Origin of the sequence: Sinomonas cellulolyticus, assembly GCF_014656475.1 — a bacterium.
GTDB lineage: Bacteria > Actinomycetota > Actinomycetes > Actinomycetales > Micrococcaceae > Sinomonas > Sinomonas cellulolyticus.
On record NZ_BNCM01000002.1, the window covers coordinates 338,401 to 353,425 of the forward strand.

At 71.0% G+C, this 15,025-nt stretch carries 14 protein-coding genes and 3 tRNA genes; 6 read left to right on the forward strand and 11 right to left on the reverse strand.

Annotated elements, in window-relative coordinates; all coding sequences use genetic code 11:
- Positions 1 to 7 precede the first annotated feature (7 nt).
- Entirely contained in the window at positions 8 to 1,387 is a 1,380-nt protein-coding gene (locus tag IE231_RS03790; RefSeq protein WP_201896922.1) for an MFS transporter, read from the forward strand.
- Here the strand turns inward: IE231_RS03790 and IE231_RS03795 are convergent.
- Together IE231_RS03795 and IE231_RS03800 are read right to left on the reverse strand one after the other, a co-directional pair.
- A complete protein-coding gene (locus IE231_RS03795; RefSeq protein ID WP_189692607.1) occupies positions 1,362 to 2,648 on the reverse strand; it encodes a M20 metallopeptidase family protein in 1,287 nt (428 codons plus the stop codon). The two genes, IE231_RS03790 and IE231_RS03795, sit on opposite strands and share 26 nt — an antisense overlap.
- Positions 2,645 to 3,076, reverse strand: a complete 432-nt coding sequence (locus tag IE231_RS03800) for an ester cyclase (RefSeq protein ID WP_189692608.1) — start codon at positions 3,074 to 3,076, stop codon at positions 2,645 to 2,647. The genes IE231_RS03795 and IE231_RS03800 overlap by 4 nt, the downstream gene beginning before the upstream one ends.
- Before the next feature lie 140 nt (positions 3,077 to 3,216).
- Here IE231_RS03800 and IE231_RS03805 point away from each other — a divergent pair, with 140 nt between their 5' ends.
- Positions 3,217 to 5,433, forward strand: a complete 2,217-nt coding sequence (locus IE231_RS03805) for an ATP-binding protein (RefSeq protein WP_189692609.1) — start codon at positions 3,217 to 3,219, stop codon at positions 5,431 to 5,433.
- Positions 5,434 to 5,488: 55 nt separating this feature from the next.
- On the opposite strand, the gene IE231_RS03810 is transcribed toward IE231_RS03805, so the two are convergent.
- The 3 genes from IE231_RS03810 to IE231_RS03820 all read right to left on the reverse strand — a co-directional run bounded on the left by IE231_RS03810 (position 5,489) and on the right by IE231_RS03820 (position 5,843).
- Positions 5,489 to 5,564 (reverse strand) — tRNA-Phe (locus IE231_RS03810).
- A 50-nt stretch (positions 5,565 to 5,614) separates the two neighbouring features.
- A tRNA-Asp gene (locus tag IE231_RS03815) sits at positions 5,615 to 5,688 on the reverse strand.
- 82 nt (positions 5,689 to 5,770) lie between these two features.
- Positions 5,771 to 5,843 (reverse strand) — tRNA-Glu (locus IE231_RS03820).
- 111 nt (positions 5,844 to 5,954) lie between these two features.
- Between IE231_RS03820 and IE231_RS03825 the strand changes: the two genes are divergently transcribed.
- Complete coding sequence (locus tag IE231_RS03825) at positions 5,955 to 6,329, forward strand: metallopeptidase family protein (RefSeq protein WP_229866473.1); 375 nt, start codon at positions 5,955 to 5,957, stop codon at positions 6,327 to 6,329.
- Between the two features lie 41 nt (positions 6,330 to 6,370).
- Here the strand turns inward: IE231_RS03825 and IE231_RS03830 are convergent, their stop codons facing one another.
- The gene (locus IE231_RS03830; RefSeq protein ID WP_189692610.1) at positions 6,371 to 7,411 is read right to left on the reverse strand and encodes a universal stress protein; all 1,041 of its coding nucleotides are present in this window, start codon (positions 7,409 to 7,411) and stop codon (positions 6,371 to 6,373) included.
- A gap of 269 nt (positions 7,412 to 7,680) precedes the next feature.
- Between IE231_RS03830 and IE231_RS03835 the strand changes: the two genes are divergently transcribed.
- On the forward strand, positions 7,681 to 8,295 hold the full coding sequence (locus IE231_RS03835) for an FAD-dependent monooxygenase (protein ID WP_189692611.1): 615 nt from the start codon (positions 7,681 to 7,683) through the stop codon (positions 8,293 to 8,295).
- Between the two features lie 11 nt (positions 8,296 to 8,306).
- Here IE231_RS03835 and IE231_RS03840 read toward each other — a convergent pair whose 3' ends face one another.
- The gene (locus IE231_RS03840) at positions 8,307 to 8,903 is read right to left on the reverse strand and encodes a copper resistance CopC family protein (protein ID WP_189692612.1); all 597 of its coding nucleotides are present in this window, start codon (positions 8,901 to 8,903) and stop codon (positions 8,307 to 8,309) included.
- A 128-nt stretch (positions 8,904 to 9,031) separates the two neighbouring features.
- On the opposite strand from IE231_RS03840, the gene IE231_RS03845 reads away from it, so the two are divergent.
- Complete coding sequence (locus IE231_RS03845; RefSeq protein ID WP_189692613.1) at positions 9,032 to 10,465, forward strand: NCS2 family permease; 1,434 nt, start codon at positions 9,032 to 9,034, stop codon at positions 10,463 to 10,465.
- A gap of 36 nt (positions 10,466 to 10,501) precedes the next feature.
- Here IE231_RS03845 and IE231_RS03850 read toward each other — a convergent pair whose 3' ends face one another.
- Together IE231_RS03850 and IE231_RS03855 are read right to left on the reverse strand one after the other, a co-directional pair.
- On the reverse strand, positions 10,502 to 12,154 hold the full coding sequence (locus IE231_RS03850) for an ABC transporter permease (protein WP_189692614.1): 1,653 nt from the start codon (positions 12,152 to 12,154) through the stop codon (positions 10,502 to 10,504).
- Between the two features lie 35 nt (positions 12,155 to 12,189).
- On the reverse strand, positions 12,190 to 13,128 hold the full coding sequence (locus tag IE231_RS03855) for an ABC transporter ATP-binding protein (protein WP_189692615.1): 939 nt from the start codon (positions 13,126 to 13,128) through the stop codon (positions 12,190 to 12,192).
- A 202-nt stretch (positions 13,129 to 13,330) separates the two neighbouring features.
- Between IE231_RS03855 and IE231_RS03860 the strand changes: the two genes are divergently transcribed.
- On the forward strand, positions 13,331 to 13,897 hold the full coding sequence (locus tag IE231_RS03860) for an NADPH-dependent FMN reductase (RefSeq protein WP_189692616.1): 567 nt from the start codon (positions 13,331 to 13,333) through the stop codon (positions 13,895 to 13,897).
- On the opposite strand, the gene IE231_RS03865 is transcribed toward IE231_RS03860, so the two are convergent.
- Entirely contained in the window at positions 13,875 to 14,690 is an 816-nt protein-coding gene (locus IE231_RS03865; RefSeq protein ID WP_189692617.1) for a permease prefix domain 1-containing protein, read from the reverse strand. The two genes, IE231_RS03860 and IE231_RS03865, sit on opposite strands and share 23 nt — an antisense overlap.
- On the reverse strand, positions 14,687 to 15,010 hold the full coding sequence (locus tag IE231_RS03870) for a PadR family transcriptional regulator (RefSeq protein WP_189692618.1): 324 nt from the start codon (positions 15,008 to 15,010) through the stop codon (positions 14,687 to 14,689). The genes IE231_RS03865 and IE231_RS03870 overlap by 4 nt, the downstream gene beginning before the upstream one ends.
- Between the last annotated feature and the right edge of the window lie 15 nt (positions 15,011 to 15,025).

Consider the following 15,025-nt stretch of genomic DNA (forward strand, 5'->3'; position numbering starts at 1 on the left):
ACCCCGCGTGTCTTCGATACCGAACACCACAGCCGGCAACACCGGACTGTGGCTCGTGATGCTCGCCCAGCTCATGCTCGTCCTCGACGGAACCGTGGTGAACGTGGCGCTCCCCCACATCGCCGCCGATCTCGGCTTCGCGCCCGCGGACCTCAGCTGGGTCCTCAACGGCTACGCGCTCGCCTTCGGCGGCGTGCTGCTCCTCGGCGGACGGGTCGGGGACGTCCTCGGCCGCCGCCGCACGTTCCTCGTGGGCGTCGCGGCCTTCACCGTGTTCTCGCTCCTCGGCGGGATCGCGTCCTCGCCGCTCCTGCTCGTCATCGCGCGGGCCCTCCAGGGCCTCGGGGCAGCCTTCGGCGCACCGAACGTCCTCGCGCTCATCACTACGAATGCTAAGGACGACGGCGCCCGGAACCGCGCGCTCGCCCTCTTCTCCGCGATCGCCTCCATGGGAGGCGCACTCGGGCTCATCCTCGGCGGCGTCCTCACCGACGCGGCGAACTGGCGCTGGACGCTGTTCATCAACGTGCCGATCGGCGTCGCGATCCTCATCGCAGTCCCCCGGTTCGTCCAGGAGACCCCTCGGCGGTCCGGCCGGTTCGACGTGCTCGGCGCGGTGACGGCCACGGGCGGCGCCGTCGCCATCGTGTGGGCCCTCCTGCAGGCGGCCGACTACGGCTGGGCCGACGTCCGCACGATCGGCGGCCTCACCCTCGGCGCCGTACTCCTGGTGGTCCTCGGATTCACCGAGGTCCGCGTGGCCCACCCGCTCCTGCGCCCGCACCTGCTGCGCAGCCCGAGCCGGCTCAGCGCCCTCGCCGCGATGGCCGCGACCTACGGCGGGATGCTCGCGATGTTCTTCCTCATGGTCCAGTACCTCGAGGACGTCCTGCACCTCTCCCCGCTCGTGACCGGCCTCGTCTTCCTCCCGATGCCGCTGAGCATCTTCGTGATGTCGCGGGTCATCCCGCGGCTCGTGGAGCGCCTCGGCGCCGCGCGGCTCGTGATCGGGGGCGCCGTTCTCCGGGTCGTCGGGTTCCTCCCGCTCACCCAGCTGGAGGCATCGACGCCCTTCGGGATCGTGGTGGGCGCCCTCCTGCTCACGGGCATCTCGGCCGGCCTGACGTTCATGCCGCTCACCTCGCTGGCCCTGCGGGACGTCGAGCCCGAGCACGCCGGTTCCGCCTCCGGGCTGTTCCAGACCATGCAGCAGCTCGGCGGTGCAGTGGGCCTTGCGATCGTCGCCTCGACCTACGCGGCCTTCGCGGTCCCCGGGGACTTCCTGGTGGGCGGGCGCGCAGGGTTCGTCTCCGCCGCAGTCCTCTCGGCGCTCGCGCTCGCGGCTGCCGTGGGGCTCGCCGTCAGGCCACGGAGGGTGTCTGCGTAGCCTCGCAAGAGGGCGGCACCCGACGCGCGTCCCCGCCCCCCGTGGGCGGGGGCGCCGGGTGCCGCGCATTGCCGAGCAGAGCGAGCAGCACGCTGCACTCGACCCGCGCGGTCAGCAGCACCGCCCGCTCATCGATCTCAAACCGCGGATGATGGTGCGGGGCGCTCGCTCCGGTACCGCACCCCACGCCGAGGAAGACGCTCGGCACGCGGATGGAGAACTCGGCGAAGTCGTCACTCGCCGCCAGTGGCGGGGCATGCACGACGGCGGCGAGGCCGGCCGCGGCGATCGCACCTTCCGCGATGGCCGCCAGAGCGGGATCGTTCGCCAAGACGGGGGCATGACCGGTCCACTCGAGCCTCGCTGAGCAGCCCAAAGCCCCGGCGACCCCGGCTGCCACCTCGACCACGCGGCGTCGTGCGTACTCCCCAACCGCCGAGGCGAACCAGCGGATGTTCCCGAGCAGGATCACGTCCTCGGGAGCGGCGTTCGCCGCCGTCCCTGCATGCACAGACCCGATGCCCACCACGAGGTCCTCGCCGATCGGCGTCTCGCGCGCGGCAAGCGGCTGGAGCGCCGTCATGACGTGTGCCGCGGCAAGGATCGCGTCCGCGAACTGCCCAGGGGTGCCCGCGTGCCCGGCCCCGCCGCTCACCACGAGCCGAAAGAAGTCGGCTCCGGCGAGTACCGTACCGGGATTCGTGGATACGGTCCCGTAGGGAACGCCCGAGAGGACATGCGCGCCGAGGGCCATGTCGACGCGGTCGAGCACCCCGGCCTCGACCATGGGCGCCGCGCCCGCGAGGAGCTCCTCAGCGGGCTGGAGGCAGAAACGCACCGAGCCCCGCAGCGCCTCGCGCCGCGCGGCCAGAACGGCCGCGACGCCGGCGAGCGCTGCGAGGTGCGCGTCATGGCCGCACAGGTGCCCGAGCGGTCCGTCGGCCGCGAAGCTCAGGCCCGTGGCTTCGCGCACCGGGAGAGCGTCGAGCTCGGCCCGGACGAGGACGCGCGGGCCCGGGAGCGCGCCGTCCAGATCCACGACCACCCCCGTGCCCGCGATCCCCGTGTGCACCGCGAGCCCGAGTCCGCCGAACCCCGTGACCATGAGTGCTGCGGTCGCGTGCTCCTCGAAGCCCGGTTCGGGATGAGCATGGACCTCGCGGCGCCACCGGATGAGCTCAGGCTCGAGCGTGACGAGCGCCCGGTCGGCTTCCGCCGCGAGAAGGGCTGCGCCTCCGCCGCGCACCGCGCCCGCGCTCATGGCGCGGCCGCCTCCGGGGCCGGGATGAACCCGAGCTGCACGAGCATCGCGAGCTGGTCGACCACGTGCCAGTGCTCGGCGAGCCGGCCGTCCTCGACCCGGTAGATGTCGATCCCCGCGATCTCGAACGGCTTGCCCGTGGCCGGCAGCCCGAGGAACGGTTCGACCTGGGTTCCCCGATGGCGCCAGCGCACCGCGACACGGTCGCCCTCAGCGATGACGTCCTCGACCGTGAAGCGTGGGTCCAGCGCGGTGACGAGCATGGACACGCGGTTGCGCAGGCCGTCTCGGCCTTCGCCTTGGCCCGGCAGCGGATCGTGCTCCGTGTACTCCTCGGCCGCGATCTCGTCGATCACGTCCAGCCGGCGCCCGTTGAGGACCTCGTCGTAGAACTGGCCCACGAGCCCGCGAGAAGTTTCAGCAGACATGGCGTCCTCCCTTTCCTTGTGGTGTGCCTCCAGTGTTCGCCCGGGCACTGGCGCAGAACACGTCGACAACCCACCGGCTGGCCCACCGACTCGGGATGGCGGACCGCGGGCCTACCCTTGAGGAAAGGGAAGGCGGCGCCATGGCGGACACCGGCCTCGGGCCCGAACTCCGGCGCCTGCGCGCGGCGGCAGGCTTCACCCAGGAGGTGCTGGCCGAGCGCGCAAGCGTGAGCATCCGTGCGGTGAGCGACGCCGAGCGCGGCCTCCGGACCCGCCTCTACCCGGACACGACGGCGCGGCTCGCCGATGCCCTCGGCCTCGCCGGGGCGGACCGGGAGCGGTTCGCGGCAGTGGCCCGCGGGCGAGCCCCAGCCGGGCTGGGGCCACTGCCGGCGCCCCGCACGGCGCTCGTAGGACGCACCGACGAGCTGCGCGCACTCGCTGCGCTGCTGACCGAGCCCGGACTCGTGACCGTCACCGGCACCGGCGGAGTGGGGAAGACGCGCCTCGCCCTGGCCGCGGCCGGTGAGGCCGCGGCGTCGTTCGCGGACGGCGTCGCGTTCGTCCAGCTCGCGAGCTGCCACGACGCTGACTCGGCCGGCCTGGCTATTGCCACGGCGCTCGGGGCCAACGCCGCCCACGGCTCGGTCACCGAGGTGGTGTGCGCGGCGATCGGCTCGCGCCGTCTGCTCCTCGTCTGCGACACCTTCGAGGTCGTGCCCCACGCCGCGCCACTCATTGCTGCTGCGCTCGCGCGCTGCGCCAACCTCACGGTCCTCGCGGCCAGCAGGTCACCTCTCCGGCTCGGCGCCGAACAGCTCTTTCCCCTCGACCCCTTGGACGAGGTCTCGGCCGCGCGGCTCTTCGCCGAGAGGGCCGCGTCCGCGCGACGCGGGGCTGACCTCACCGGCTCGGGCGCGCTCATTGCGGACATCTGCGAGCGCGTCCAGCGGGTCCCGCTCGCGCTCGAGCTCGCGGCGGCCCGCGTGGCCCATCTCGGCCTCGCCGATCTCCGCGACCGGCTCAGCAGCCAGCTCGCGGTGCTCACCGGCGGTTCCGTAGACGACGATGCCAGGCACCGCACCCTCGAATCCACGATCGCATGGAGCCATGGGCTCCTCGACGGCCCCTCCCGGTCGGCTCTGGCCCGTCTGGCGGTGTTCGACGGGTGGACGCTCGCCGCCGCGCGGGCGCTCACGGGCCGGGACCCGCTGCCCGAGGTCAGCACCCTCGTCGACCAGAGCCTCGTCGCCGCCCCCGGGCCGGCCGACCCGCACGGCCGGTACACGATGCTCGACTCGGTGCGGGAGTTCGGGCTTGCGCGGCTCGTCGACGAGGGCGCCGAGCGCGCGGTCCGGGACCTCCACGCGGCCTGGTTCCTCGCCGCCGCAGAATCATCGGCGGGGGCCATGCGCAGGTCCGGGCAGCACGAGGCGCACGGCAATCTCGCCGCCGACCTCGGCAACCTCCGGGTCGCGTTCCGGTGGTTCGGAGCCTCCGGACACGGTGAGGACGCGCTCCGGCTCGCGTCCGCACTGTGGATGTTCTGGCTCTGGCACGGTGGTTTCGCCGAAGGTCGGACGTGGATCCGCACCGCACTTGCCGCCGCGCACGACGCCGATCCCTCCTTGCGTGCGCGGGCGCACTGGGGAGCGGGCTGGCTCGGCTATTTCCAAGGCGACTACCCCGAGGCGAGGATCCACGCCTCGTCGCTCGCCCGGCTCGCGAACGCCAGCGACAGTGCTCTCGAGCAGCGGAACGCGCTCACGCTGCGGGGCATGGTCGCGCTCGCAGACCGTCGCTTCGATGACGCGGCCGGGCTCCTCGGCGAGGCCCTCGCAGTGGCACACAGGCTGGGACCGGACAATCCGGCTGGTGCCGACCAGTCAGCGTGGCTTCTCGCCATCTCGACCCTGAATGACGGCGTTGGCCTCACCCACACCGGAAGGATCGACGAGGCATCGCAACGCTTCGCCGAGGCACGGGAACGGTTCGCCGAGCTCGGAGACGAGACGTATCGCGCGCGGGCGCTCCGTCACCTCGCCGCCATACGGGTCCTGGCGGGAGAGGCCGGCACCGCGCGGAGCCTGTTGGAGGAGAGCCTGCGGGCCGTCCACGACGCCGACGACCGCTTCGGCCTGGCCGAGACGCTCTCCGGGCTCGCACAGCTTGCCGGGAGTGGCCACGACGCGAGGAGCGCGGGCGCGTTCGAGGCGAGGGCCGCCGTCGTGCGCCAGACCCTGGGGGTGGTGCAGCACCCGTTCGACGCGATCCTGGCCGAGCGGCACCTCGGACCGCTGCGGGATTCGCTGGAGTTCCGCGCGGGCTGGGCAGAAGGGGCCGCGCTCGGCGACTGACCCGGGTCCGAGCCAGGAACGCGAAAGGCCCCCGCGATTGCGGGGGCCTTTCCTGTGGTGGCTCCGACCGGCGTCGATCCGGTGACCTTTCGATTTTCAGTCGAACGCTCTACCAACTGAGCTACAGAGCCTCGATGATCTCTCATCGAAAAGCAACCTGACCGTGGTCATGTCGCCGAAGCGACCCTGACGGGACTTGAACCCGCGACCTCCGCCGTGACAGGGCGGCGCGCTAACCAACTGCGCTACAGGGCCTTGTTTTTCGCGGGTTCGAGCCCCGCTCACAAGACTTAGATCCTAGCAGACCTTCAACAGCCTTCCAAAATCCTCATCCTCGTACCCCCAACGGGATTCGAACCCGTGTCGCCGCCGTGAAAGGGCGGTGTCCTAGGCCACTAGACGATGGGGGCCAACCAGACCATCAAACTATAGGGTGCCCGGCTCTGGCCAGACAAATTCCTCCGAGGTGCCGCCAGAGGAGCCCATCGGGCCACAGCACCACCCTCACTACAGTTGAGGGCATGGATGCGGCCTGGATGAGCGAGGACGAGTTCGAGGAGGCGGTCGACGCCGCCCTCGAGGCGATTCCCCGGCGCATCGCCAAGCACATGGACAACGTCGCCGTGTTCATCGAGGACCGCTATGTTCCGCGCCCCGGAGACGCCCCGGGCATCGAGCTCCTGGGCCTGTACGAGGGCATTCCATTGACCGAGCGAGGCGAATGGTACGCCGCCGGCTCCCTCCCCGACAGGATCACCATCTTCCGGGAGCCGATCCTGCAGATGTGCAGCTCCCGCGACGAGGTGGTCGAGGAGATCACCGTGACCGTGGTCCACGAGTTCGCGCACCACTTCGGGATCGACGACTCCCGGCTCCACGAGCTGGGCTGGGGCTGAGCCGACTCGCCCCGCGCGTCTCGGCCGCCGGCCCGGACGCCTCAGCTCTCGAGCATCGGACCGAAGGACGGCCTGTCGGCAAGACGGTCGTCAGCGTGGTCCGGGACCACCATGACCGGGCCCTTCGCGTGGTGCAGCACGCCGTCCGACGTCGAGCCCAGGAGCATCCCGGCGAAGCCGCCGCGGCCGCGCGTGCCGAGCACGAGCAGCTGCACCGTGCGGGAGGCCTCGACGAGGACATCCACGGGTGCGCCGTCCACGAGGCTCGTCTGCACCTCGAGGTCCGGAAAGTGGCTCTGGAGCCAGGCGGTGCCGGCCTTCAGCTGGGCGCGGATGTCGGAGAAGAGCTGCTCGCGGTCCACGGGCGCGGGGACCCACGCGAGGCTCCCGCTGAACTGCGGCACCGCGCAGACGATCCGCAGCGGGACCCCCATCATCATGGCCTCCTCGGCAGCGACGAGGACGGCCACCCGGGCCTGGTCCGAGCCGTCGACGCCCACGGCCACGACGTCCTCGACCTCCGCCGGGCCCTCCTTGGCCTGCTCCTCGCGGAAATGCCGGTCCTCCACGTGCTCGCCTATCCGCTCGGCGAACTGCAGGGGCACGGTAACGGTGGCACAGTGCGCGTGCGCGGGCAGGGCACTCGAGACGGAGCCCAGGAGCCGCCCGACGAATCCGCCGCGGCCCCGGGAGCCGAACACGAGCAACTCGGCGGCCTTGGAGAATTCGAGGAGCACGCCCGAGGCGTCGCCGGATTCGACGGAGGAGGTGACCTCGACGCCGTCGACCTCGCCGAGCCCGGCAAGGGCCTCCTTGAGGACCGCCTCTGCTCCGTCGCGGATCACGGTATCGTCGAAGGTCGCATAGCCGCCGTCCAGTCCGGAGGCTGCGAAGAGGGGCACGCTGTAGGCGGTCACGACATGGAGCGGGCGGCGACGGCGGCTGGCCTCGCCCGCGGCCCAGGCGAGCGCGCACCGGCCATGGTCCGAGCCGTCGACTCCGACGACGATTCCGGTGGGAAGCTCGGTCTCCTCGGGCTCCTCGCGGGCCGCGTCATCCTGCGGGTGGAGCTGCTCTGGCATGGCTACCTCCTCGACTCGCTGCGAGCCTAACATGACCCATCCATGGCCAATGTCCGCCCGATTCCGGGGCCGGTCAAGGTGCCGAAAGACCCCGCCGAGGAGGCGCGCGAGCGCCGAGGAAACGTCTACCCAAAGCAGTCGCTATTCTGTAGTGTCGGAGGGGCCGCCCAGTTCTGGAAGAAGCCTTTCGGGTCTGGACGGTGTTCTGCGAGCCGTCTGAGGGGAACGCAAGCAGCAAACCAACCGCGAACTCCACAGGAGGATGACTCGTGTCAACGCCGTCGCGCTATCAGGGGGTCCCAGACCCCGACGCCGTCGCGGCGGAGTCGACGAGCGCGGTGGTCATCGGGACCGGGCTGTCCGGGCTCGCGGTTGCCGCCGAGCTTAACCGCCTGGGCGTTGACGCCGTCACTCTGGACGGCCTCGAGAGCCCCTCACCCTCCACGGCGACCGCCGCCCTCCGCATCGCCGACCTCTCCAGCGCGGAATCCGCCGAATACCTCGAGGTCCTGCGGCATCTGCGCAAGTACGCGGCGTGCCACAGCCTCGACGTCCGCCATCACGTCATGGCCCGCCACCTCGCCCTCGCCGAGGGGCGCGAGGACGGCGAGCCGGCCCGCTGGGCGGTGCGCACGGAACGCGGGCTCGTCTTCGCCGACGCCGTCGTCCTCACCCGCTGCGCGCACAACCAGCTGCGCCGCTTCCTCGCCGACCTGGGCTACTCCCTCGGAGAGCACCTCCTCGAAGCGCTCGCGCAGATCGGCCTCTACCTCGTAGGCGTCACCGAGCTCGCCGCGCCCAGCACGCGCGAGATGCTGCGGCAGGCCAAGCACGTCGGCGTCGAGGTGGCTGCCCGCACCGGAGCCGGCCTCCAGCCCGCCTGACGCCGCAACCGTCAGACGCGGTCCGTACCCTCGCCATCGCCACGGCTGAGCCGCCGCCGTGCTCCCACGCCGAGCGCAGCGAGCAGGCCGACCGCCACGACGGCGAAGACCACGATCATCCACGGGAAGTCCGACGCAGGAGCAGGGGCAGCGGCGGGGGTCTGCGCCGTCCCGGGCTGGGACGGCACGATTCCCGGCACCTCGCTCGCGCCCGGGGCAGCGGAGGCGCCTCCGGGAGCAGCCGAAGTAGCCGTGAAGGCGAACGTGCCCTCGATGGGGTGCGAGTCGGAGGACACCACGCGCCACACCACGGTGTAGGCGCCGGCCGGGGCGCCGGCGCGCAGCTTCTGGTGGACGCTGCGGTCAACCACCTCGGGCGACCCATCGGACCAGTTCGTGCCGGAGGGGTCGGTGACCCGGATTTCCGCCCCGACCCCGAGCGGGGTCTCAGAGAAGTCGAGGCGGACCTCGGCGGGGACGCTCGCCACGGTGGCGCCCGACGTCGGCGCGGATCCTTCCAGCGCATCGTGGGCGAACGCTGGGGCCGGGGCCAGGAGAATGAGGCCGAAGACGGCGAGCGCCGCGAGGGCGCGTCGGAGGATCTGCATCACACCAGCCTAGGTTTCGACCGAATGTAGAACAACTGACGAGTAGGATTGACCGCGGCCATCGCGGCCGGCACCCCGGCCCGAGACCCTCATCCTTCTACACCGTCACCCTGCGGACAGGAGCGCCCATGGCATCGGCAGTCGACCGGTACTTCAAGATCACCGAGCGCGGCTCGACCGTCTCCCGCGAGGTCCGCGGCGGCCTCGCCACGTTCTTCGCCCTGAGCTACATCGTGGTCCTGAACCCGCTCATCCTCTCGGGCGCCGACGCTGCCGGGAACCACCTCGGCATTCCCCGGGTCGCGGCGATGACGGCACTCGTGGCCGGCGTCCTGACCATCCTCATGGGCGTGTGGGCCAAGCACCCGTTCGCCCTCGCGACGGGCCTCGGCGTGAATGCGTTCGTGGCCGTGACGGTTGCGACCCACCCGGACGTGACGTGGCCGGACATGATGGGCCTGGTGCTCATAGCCGGCGTGGTGATGTTCGTCCTCGTGCTCACTGGCTTCCGGACCGCGGTGTTCAGGGCCGTCCCCGAGGGCCTCAAGACGGCGATCGTGGTGGGCATCGGCGTCTTCATCGCGCTCATCGGACTGGTCAACGCCGGGTTCGTGCGGCGCATCCCGGACGCGGCTGGCACCACGGTCCCGCTCGGCCTCGGCGATGCGGGGCGTCTCATCGGCTGGCCCACGCTCGTCTTCGTCGTCGGTCTCGTGCTCACGATCGGGCTCATGGTCCGGAAGGTCCGCGGTGCCCTCCTCATCGGCATCATCGCCGCGACCATCCTCGCGAACATCGTGGAGCTCGCGTTCCACGTGGGCCCGTCCGTCGCCCCCGGGCAGCAGCCCAACCCCGCCGGCTGGTCCCTCGTGGTGCCCGGCCTGGGCACGGTAGCCCCGGTGGACCTGAGCCTGTTCGGCCAGGCGGACCCCTTCGGCGCGCTCACGCACCTCGGCGTGCTCGGAGCACTGCTCCTGGCCTTCGTGATCCTGCTGAGCATCTTCTTCGATGCGATGGGCACCATGGTGGGCCTGGCCCGTGAGGCCGGCTCGATGACCCCGGACGGCCAGATCCCCAACGTGGACCGCGTACTCCTGGTCGACGCGTTCGGCGCGATCGCCGGCGGCGGCACCTCGATCTCCTCGAACCAGATCTTCGTCGAATCGGGCGCCGGCATCGGCGAGGGCGCCCGTACGGGCCTCGCCTCGGTGGTGACGGGCCTGATGCTCATCGCAGCCATGTTCCTCACGCCGCTGATCAACCTCGTCCCGTTCGAGGCGGTGGCCCCGGCTCTCGTGATCGTCGGCTTCCTCATGTTCCAGCAGGTCGCGAAGATCGACTGGCACGACCTGGGCATTGCGATCCCGGCGTTCCTCACGATCGGCCTCATGCCGTTCACGTACTCGATCGCCAACGGCCTCGGCGCGGGCTTCATCTCCTACGTGCTGGTCCGCCTCTTCCAGGGCCGCCCGCGGGAGATCCACCCGCTCATGTGGGCGGTGGCGGCGGCGTTCCTGATCTTCTTCGGGATCGGGCCCGTGGAGAAGATGCTCGGCCTCTAGCCGACCGCGCGGGCGGGATGCGCCCAGCGAGGGTATCTAGCGCGGGCTCCAGCGGAAGAGCTTCGTAGCGAGGACTGTGGCGCCCAGGAGCCAGGCGCCCATCACGGCGATCCCCACCCCGTTGACGGACATCCCTGAAGGATCGAGGGCGGCGGAGAGGCCATTCGCCAGATGCTTGAGCGGGAAGAAGGATCCGACCGTGCTCATCCAGTCCGGGAGGGCCCCGAACACGAAGATGTCGGAGAAGAAGGACAGCGGCAGGGCGAGGCCGAGCCCTACCGCGAGCGTGGCCTTGCTGTTCGGCAGGACCGCGACGAGCAAGAGCCCGCAGGCAGCGAGGGAGGCCGTCCCCAGCACCAGCAGTCCAAGGGCCAGCGGCACACCGCTCCACGAGAGGTCAAGGCCGAACCAGGCGAGTCCCGCGGCCACAATGAGGATTCCGGTGACGAGCGCGAGGAGCAGCCCAGAGACGAACCGCCCCGCGAAGTAGAATCCGATCTGCAGCGGCGCCCCGCGCAGCCGTTTGAGTATCCCCCGGTCGCGGGCCCGGGCGACGTCATCGGGCAGATTCACCATGACGTTGACGGCGGCCCCCCAGGCCGTCAGCCCGGCCGCGTTCTGCAGCACAAGTGGCGGTCTGAAGGTGGAACTGTCGAGGGCTTCCCCCATCATCGCAACGTTGAGCATGTACAGCCCCACCGGCATGGCGATGGCGAAGAACACCCAGCCGGGGTCCCTGAGCGCAGACCGGGTGGCCCAACCCGTTTGCGCCTTCAGGAGGCTCAACCAACTGGGGCGTCCGGGTACCGCGGCTCTCAGCCCCGCCTGTCGGCGCCTAGCTGCAGGTCCGACCCCTTCGACCCGATGCTCATCGGATGGGACGTGCCGGCTCCGGCGCACGCGTTGTCCGCGAGCGGGCTCCCAACGGAAGGCGAGGGCCGCAACGCCGCCTGCACCTACCGCCCACGCGGCCATGAGCCCCAGGGCGGGCAGGTCCCAGCCGTCCGCTGTGGAGAAGGGATCGAACTGTTCAGCAACGGCGTCACTGAACGGTTTGAGGGGGAATACCGCGGCAATGCGATCAGCCCAATCGGGCATATCGCCGTACCCCATCACGCCGGAGACAAAGGACAGCGCGACCGCCGTCGCAATCGAGACCGCCTGCGCCACCATCGCCGAGCGCGCGAGGCCCGCCACGGCCACGCCGAGTGCGGCAAAGGAGATCACGGCCACGAGAACCGTGACGACTGTGGCTGGCATCGTATGCCACTGGATGTGGACGCCGTAGGCAAGGACCCCCACAGCCAGCATGAGCGCGAGGGACCCGACTGCCATGAGTGCGGCTGCCCCGATCCGCCCCGCGAGGTAGATCCACCCGGGAAGCGGCGTCCCGCGAAGGCGCTTGAGGACACCCTTCTCCCGGGCATCGGCCAACGAGGAGGCAACAGTCGGATAGGCCCCGTAGAGGGCGCCCATCACTCCGGCGGACGGGGTGACGAACTGCATGATCCGCACGTCGGAACCGGGGGCGACCTGCGCGTTGCCGGTCATGGCGCCCACTGCCAGCAGGATGGTCAGCGGGAACAGGAACGTGAAAATGAAGGCGATCCGCGTGCGCCACAGGTCCCGCACCGCATACACGAGCTGGTCGGCGAGCAGGCGAGCCCTGCCCGGGCGCGGAGGGGACATGGCCTTCCGTCCAGGATGCGCGGTGGGCGTTGCCATCAGGGAGCCCCCACCCGCTCCGGCTGGCTGGCCCCGGCCCCGGCCCGCTCGATCAGCTCGAGATAGACGTCCTCGAGGGAAGGCCGCTCCACCGTCAGCCCCGCGAGGTGCACCGTGCGCGACTTCGCCCAGCCGATAAGCTGCGCGAGTGCCCCCACAGGATCCATGGTGCGCAGCTGCCAGTCCTCGCCCTCCGCTCGCAGCGTGGCACCGAGGTCTGGGACCTCGGAGGCGGTCACGCCGGAGGGGAGCCGGAAGGTGATGGTCGACGACGAGCGGGCCTCACCGCCGATCTCGCTCGGAGTGCCCAGTGCGGCGAGTCGGCCGGCCACGACAACGCCCACCCTGTCCGCAAGGTGTTCCGCCTCGTCCATGTAGTGGGTCGTCAGCAGCACCGTCTTGCCCAGCCCACGGAGGTTCTCCACCAGTTCCCACGCCTTGCGCCGGGCCGACGGGTCGAACCCCGTGGTCGGTTCGTCGAGGAAGAGCAGTTCCGGGTCGCCGATCAGCCCCAGGGCAAGGTCGAGCCGCCTCCGCTGGCCCCCGGAGAGCGTCTTGGCCTTCGCGTCGGCCTTGTCGGTCAGCCCAACCAGCTCGATCACCTCGTCGACAGAGAGCTGGCGAGGGTACATCCCCCGGTAGAGCCGGAGGAGTTCGCGGGGCGAGAACTCCTCCTCGACGCCGGCTTCCTGGAGCACAATTCCTATGCGCTCCCGGTAGTCCCGTCCGCCCACGGCAGGGTCGAAGCCGAGGACCTCGACCCTCCCCGAGCTGCGCCGGCGGTGGCCTTCAAGGATCTCCACCGTGGTCGTCTTCCCCGCCCCGTTGGGACCGACGAGGGCGAAGACCTCCCCCAAAGCCACCGAGAAGGACAGGCCGTCGACTGCACGCTCGGAGCCGTAGTGCTTATGCAGGTCCTCTACTTCGATGGCATGCATGAGCTTCCCTCCATCGCCTCGATTCTGCATCCACTCTCCAGTGGAGATGCCACTGAGCGGCCCACATAGAGACCAACGTCCCGGCACGTCCCGTGAAGCCTTCCGGCGCAGGCGCCCGGCGCAATACGCTGGCGACGGCGCCGCGCCGGCGACCGTTGACGGCTGCCGGCGCGGGCACAGCCCAGCAACGGAAGGGAACGACATGCCCTACACGGTCGGCTATTTCATCGGAAGCCTGTCCCAGAACTCGATCAACCGCACGCTCTCGAAGGCGCTCATCCGCCTCGCGCCCGAGTCCCTCACGTTCGAGGAGATCCCCATCAAGGACCTCCCGCTCTACAACCGGGACTTCGACGCGGACTACCCAGCCGAGGGCCGGGCCCTCAAGGAGGCCATCGAGCGCCACGACGCGGTCCTGTTCGTCACCCCGGAGTTCAACCGGGACATCCCGGGCGCGTTGAAGAACGCGATCGACTGGGCGTCGCGGCCGTGGGGCACCAACTCGCTGAACCAGAAGCCCTCCGCGATCATCGGCGCCTCGCCGGGCAAGATCGGCACGGCGGTCGCCCAGCAGAACCTGCGGGGCATCCTCGCGTTCTGCAACTCGCCGCAGATGAGCGCGCCGGAGGCCTACATCCAGTTCACGCCGGGGCTCATCACCGAGGACGGCGAGGTCAACGACCCGAGCACCGAGGAATTCCTGCGCCACTTCATGGAGGAGTTCGCCCAGTTCGTGCAGCGGGTCCTCACGGTGCTGCCGAAGGGCTGATGCGTCCTCGGCGCACGCCGATGAACGCGAGCACTCCGAACGCGATCCCGAGCGGCAGGGCGACGGTTGCGGCGCTGAGCCACGCGCCGACGCCCTGGCCGCCCTGGACGGCTGCGACCGCCGCCTGCAGTCCGGTCCCCGCGGAGGCGAGCAGGAACGCGGCGGCTGCGAGCGACGGCGCGAGGCCGGCCGGAAGCGGAATCTCGCGGGGCAGGATCCTCCACAGGGCGAGCAGCACGAGGCCGACCGCGCCGACCAGCAGGCGGTACTCGACCACCTCGCCCCAGTGGTGCGCGGCAGCAGCCTGCGCGCAGTCGAGGCCCGGGTACGGAGACTGCAGGACGGCGCAGCGGGCGGCGGTGTAGGCGACGCCGGGGAGGTCGCCCGAGACGAAGCCCGCCCCCCACAGCTGGCCGAATACCTCCGAGAGGATCCCGCTGAGCCCGACGGCGATCGCTCCCAGCGCCGCGAGGCCGACTGCGGGCCGCACGAAGGCCTTCAGCGGCAGGCGCCCTACCGCGCGCAGCGGTGGTCGGAGGGCCGGGGTGATGGTGGAGACCGGCCCGAACCGGCGCACGGCCTCCCGCTCTGCCTCCTCCGCGCCGAGGCCCTGCGCAGCGAGCCGGGCGGCAGAATCGCGCAGATGCGCCTCCGCCTCGGCGAGGAGCCGGCGGGCGCCGGCAGGATCGGCGTCGCGGACGGCGGCGAAGAGCTGGTCAAGGTAGGCGTCGACGGCGCCCGGGCCGCCGGGGCCCACACCAGCGCGGCCCATCCCGTCCTCGTGGGCGTTCACTGCGCCGCCCCCAACACCCCGTGCACGGCGGAGGCGAAGCCGTGCCATTCGCGGCGCCGTCTCTCCAGCTCGGTGCGTCCGCCGGGGGTGAGGGAGTAGACGCGACGGCGCCCGGCGTCGTCGTCCGCCCAACGGCTCGTGGCCCAGCCGGCGGCCTCGAGCTTGTGCAGTGCGGGGTACACCGATCCCTCCTGGAGCTCGAGGCGGGCGCCGCTGCGCTCGTGGACGCGCGCGATGAGCGCGTATCCATGGGCCTCGCCGGCGCCGAGCGAGGCCAGGAGGAGGAGGTCAAGCTGTCCGTTCACCGCACTGCGTCCCATACCTAGGCAATCTAG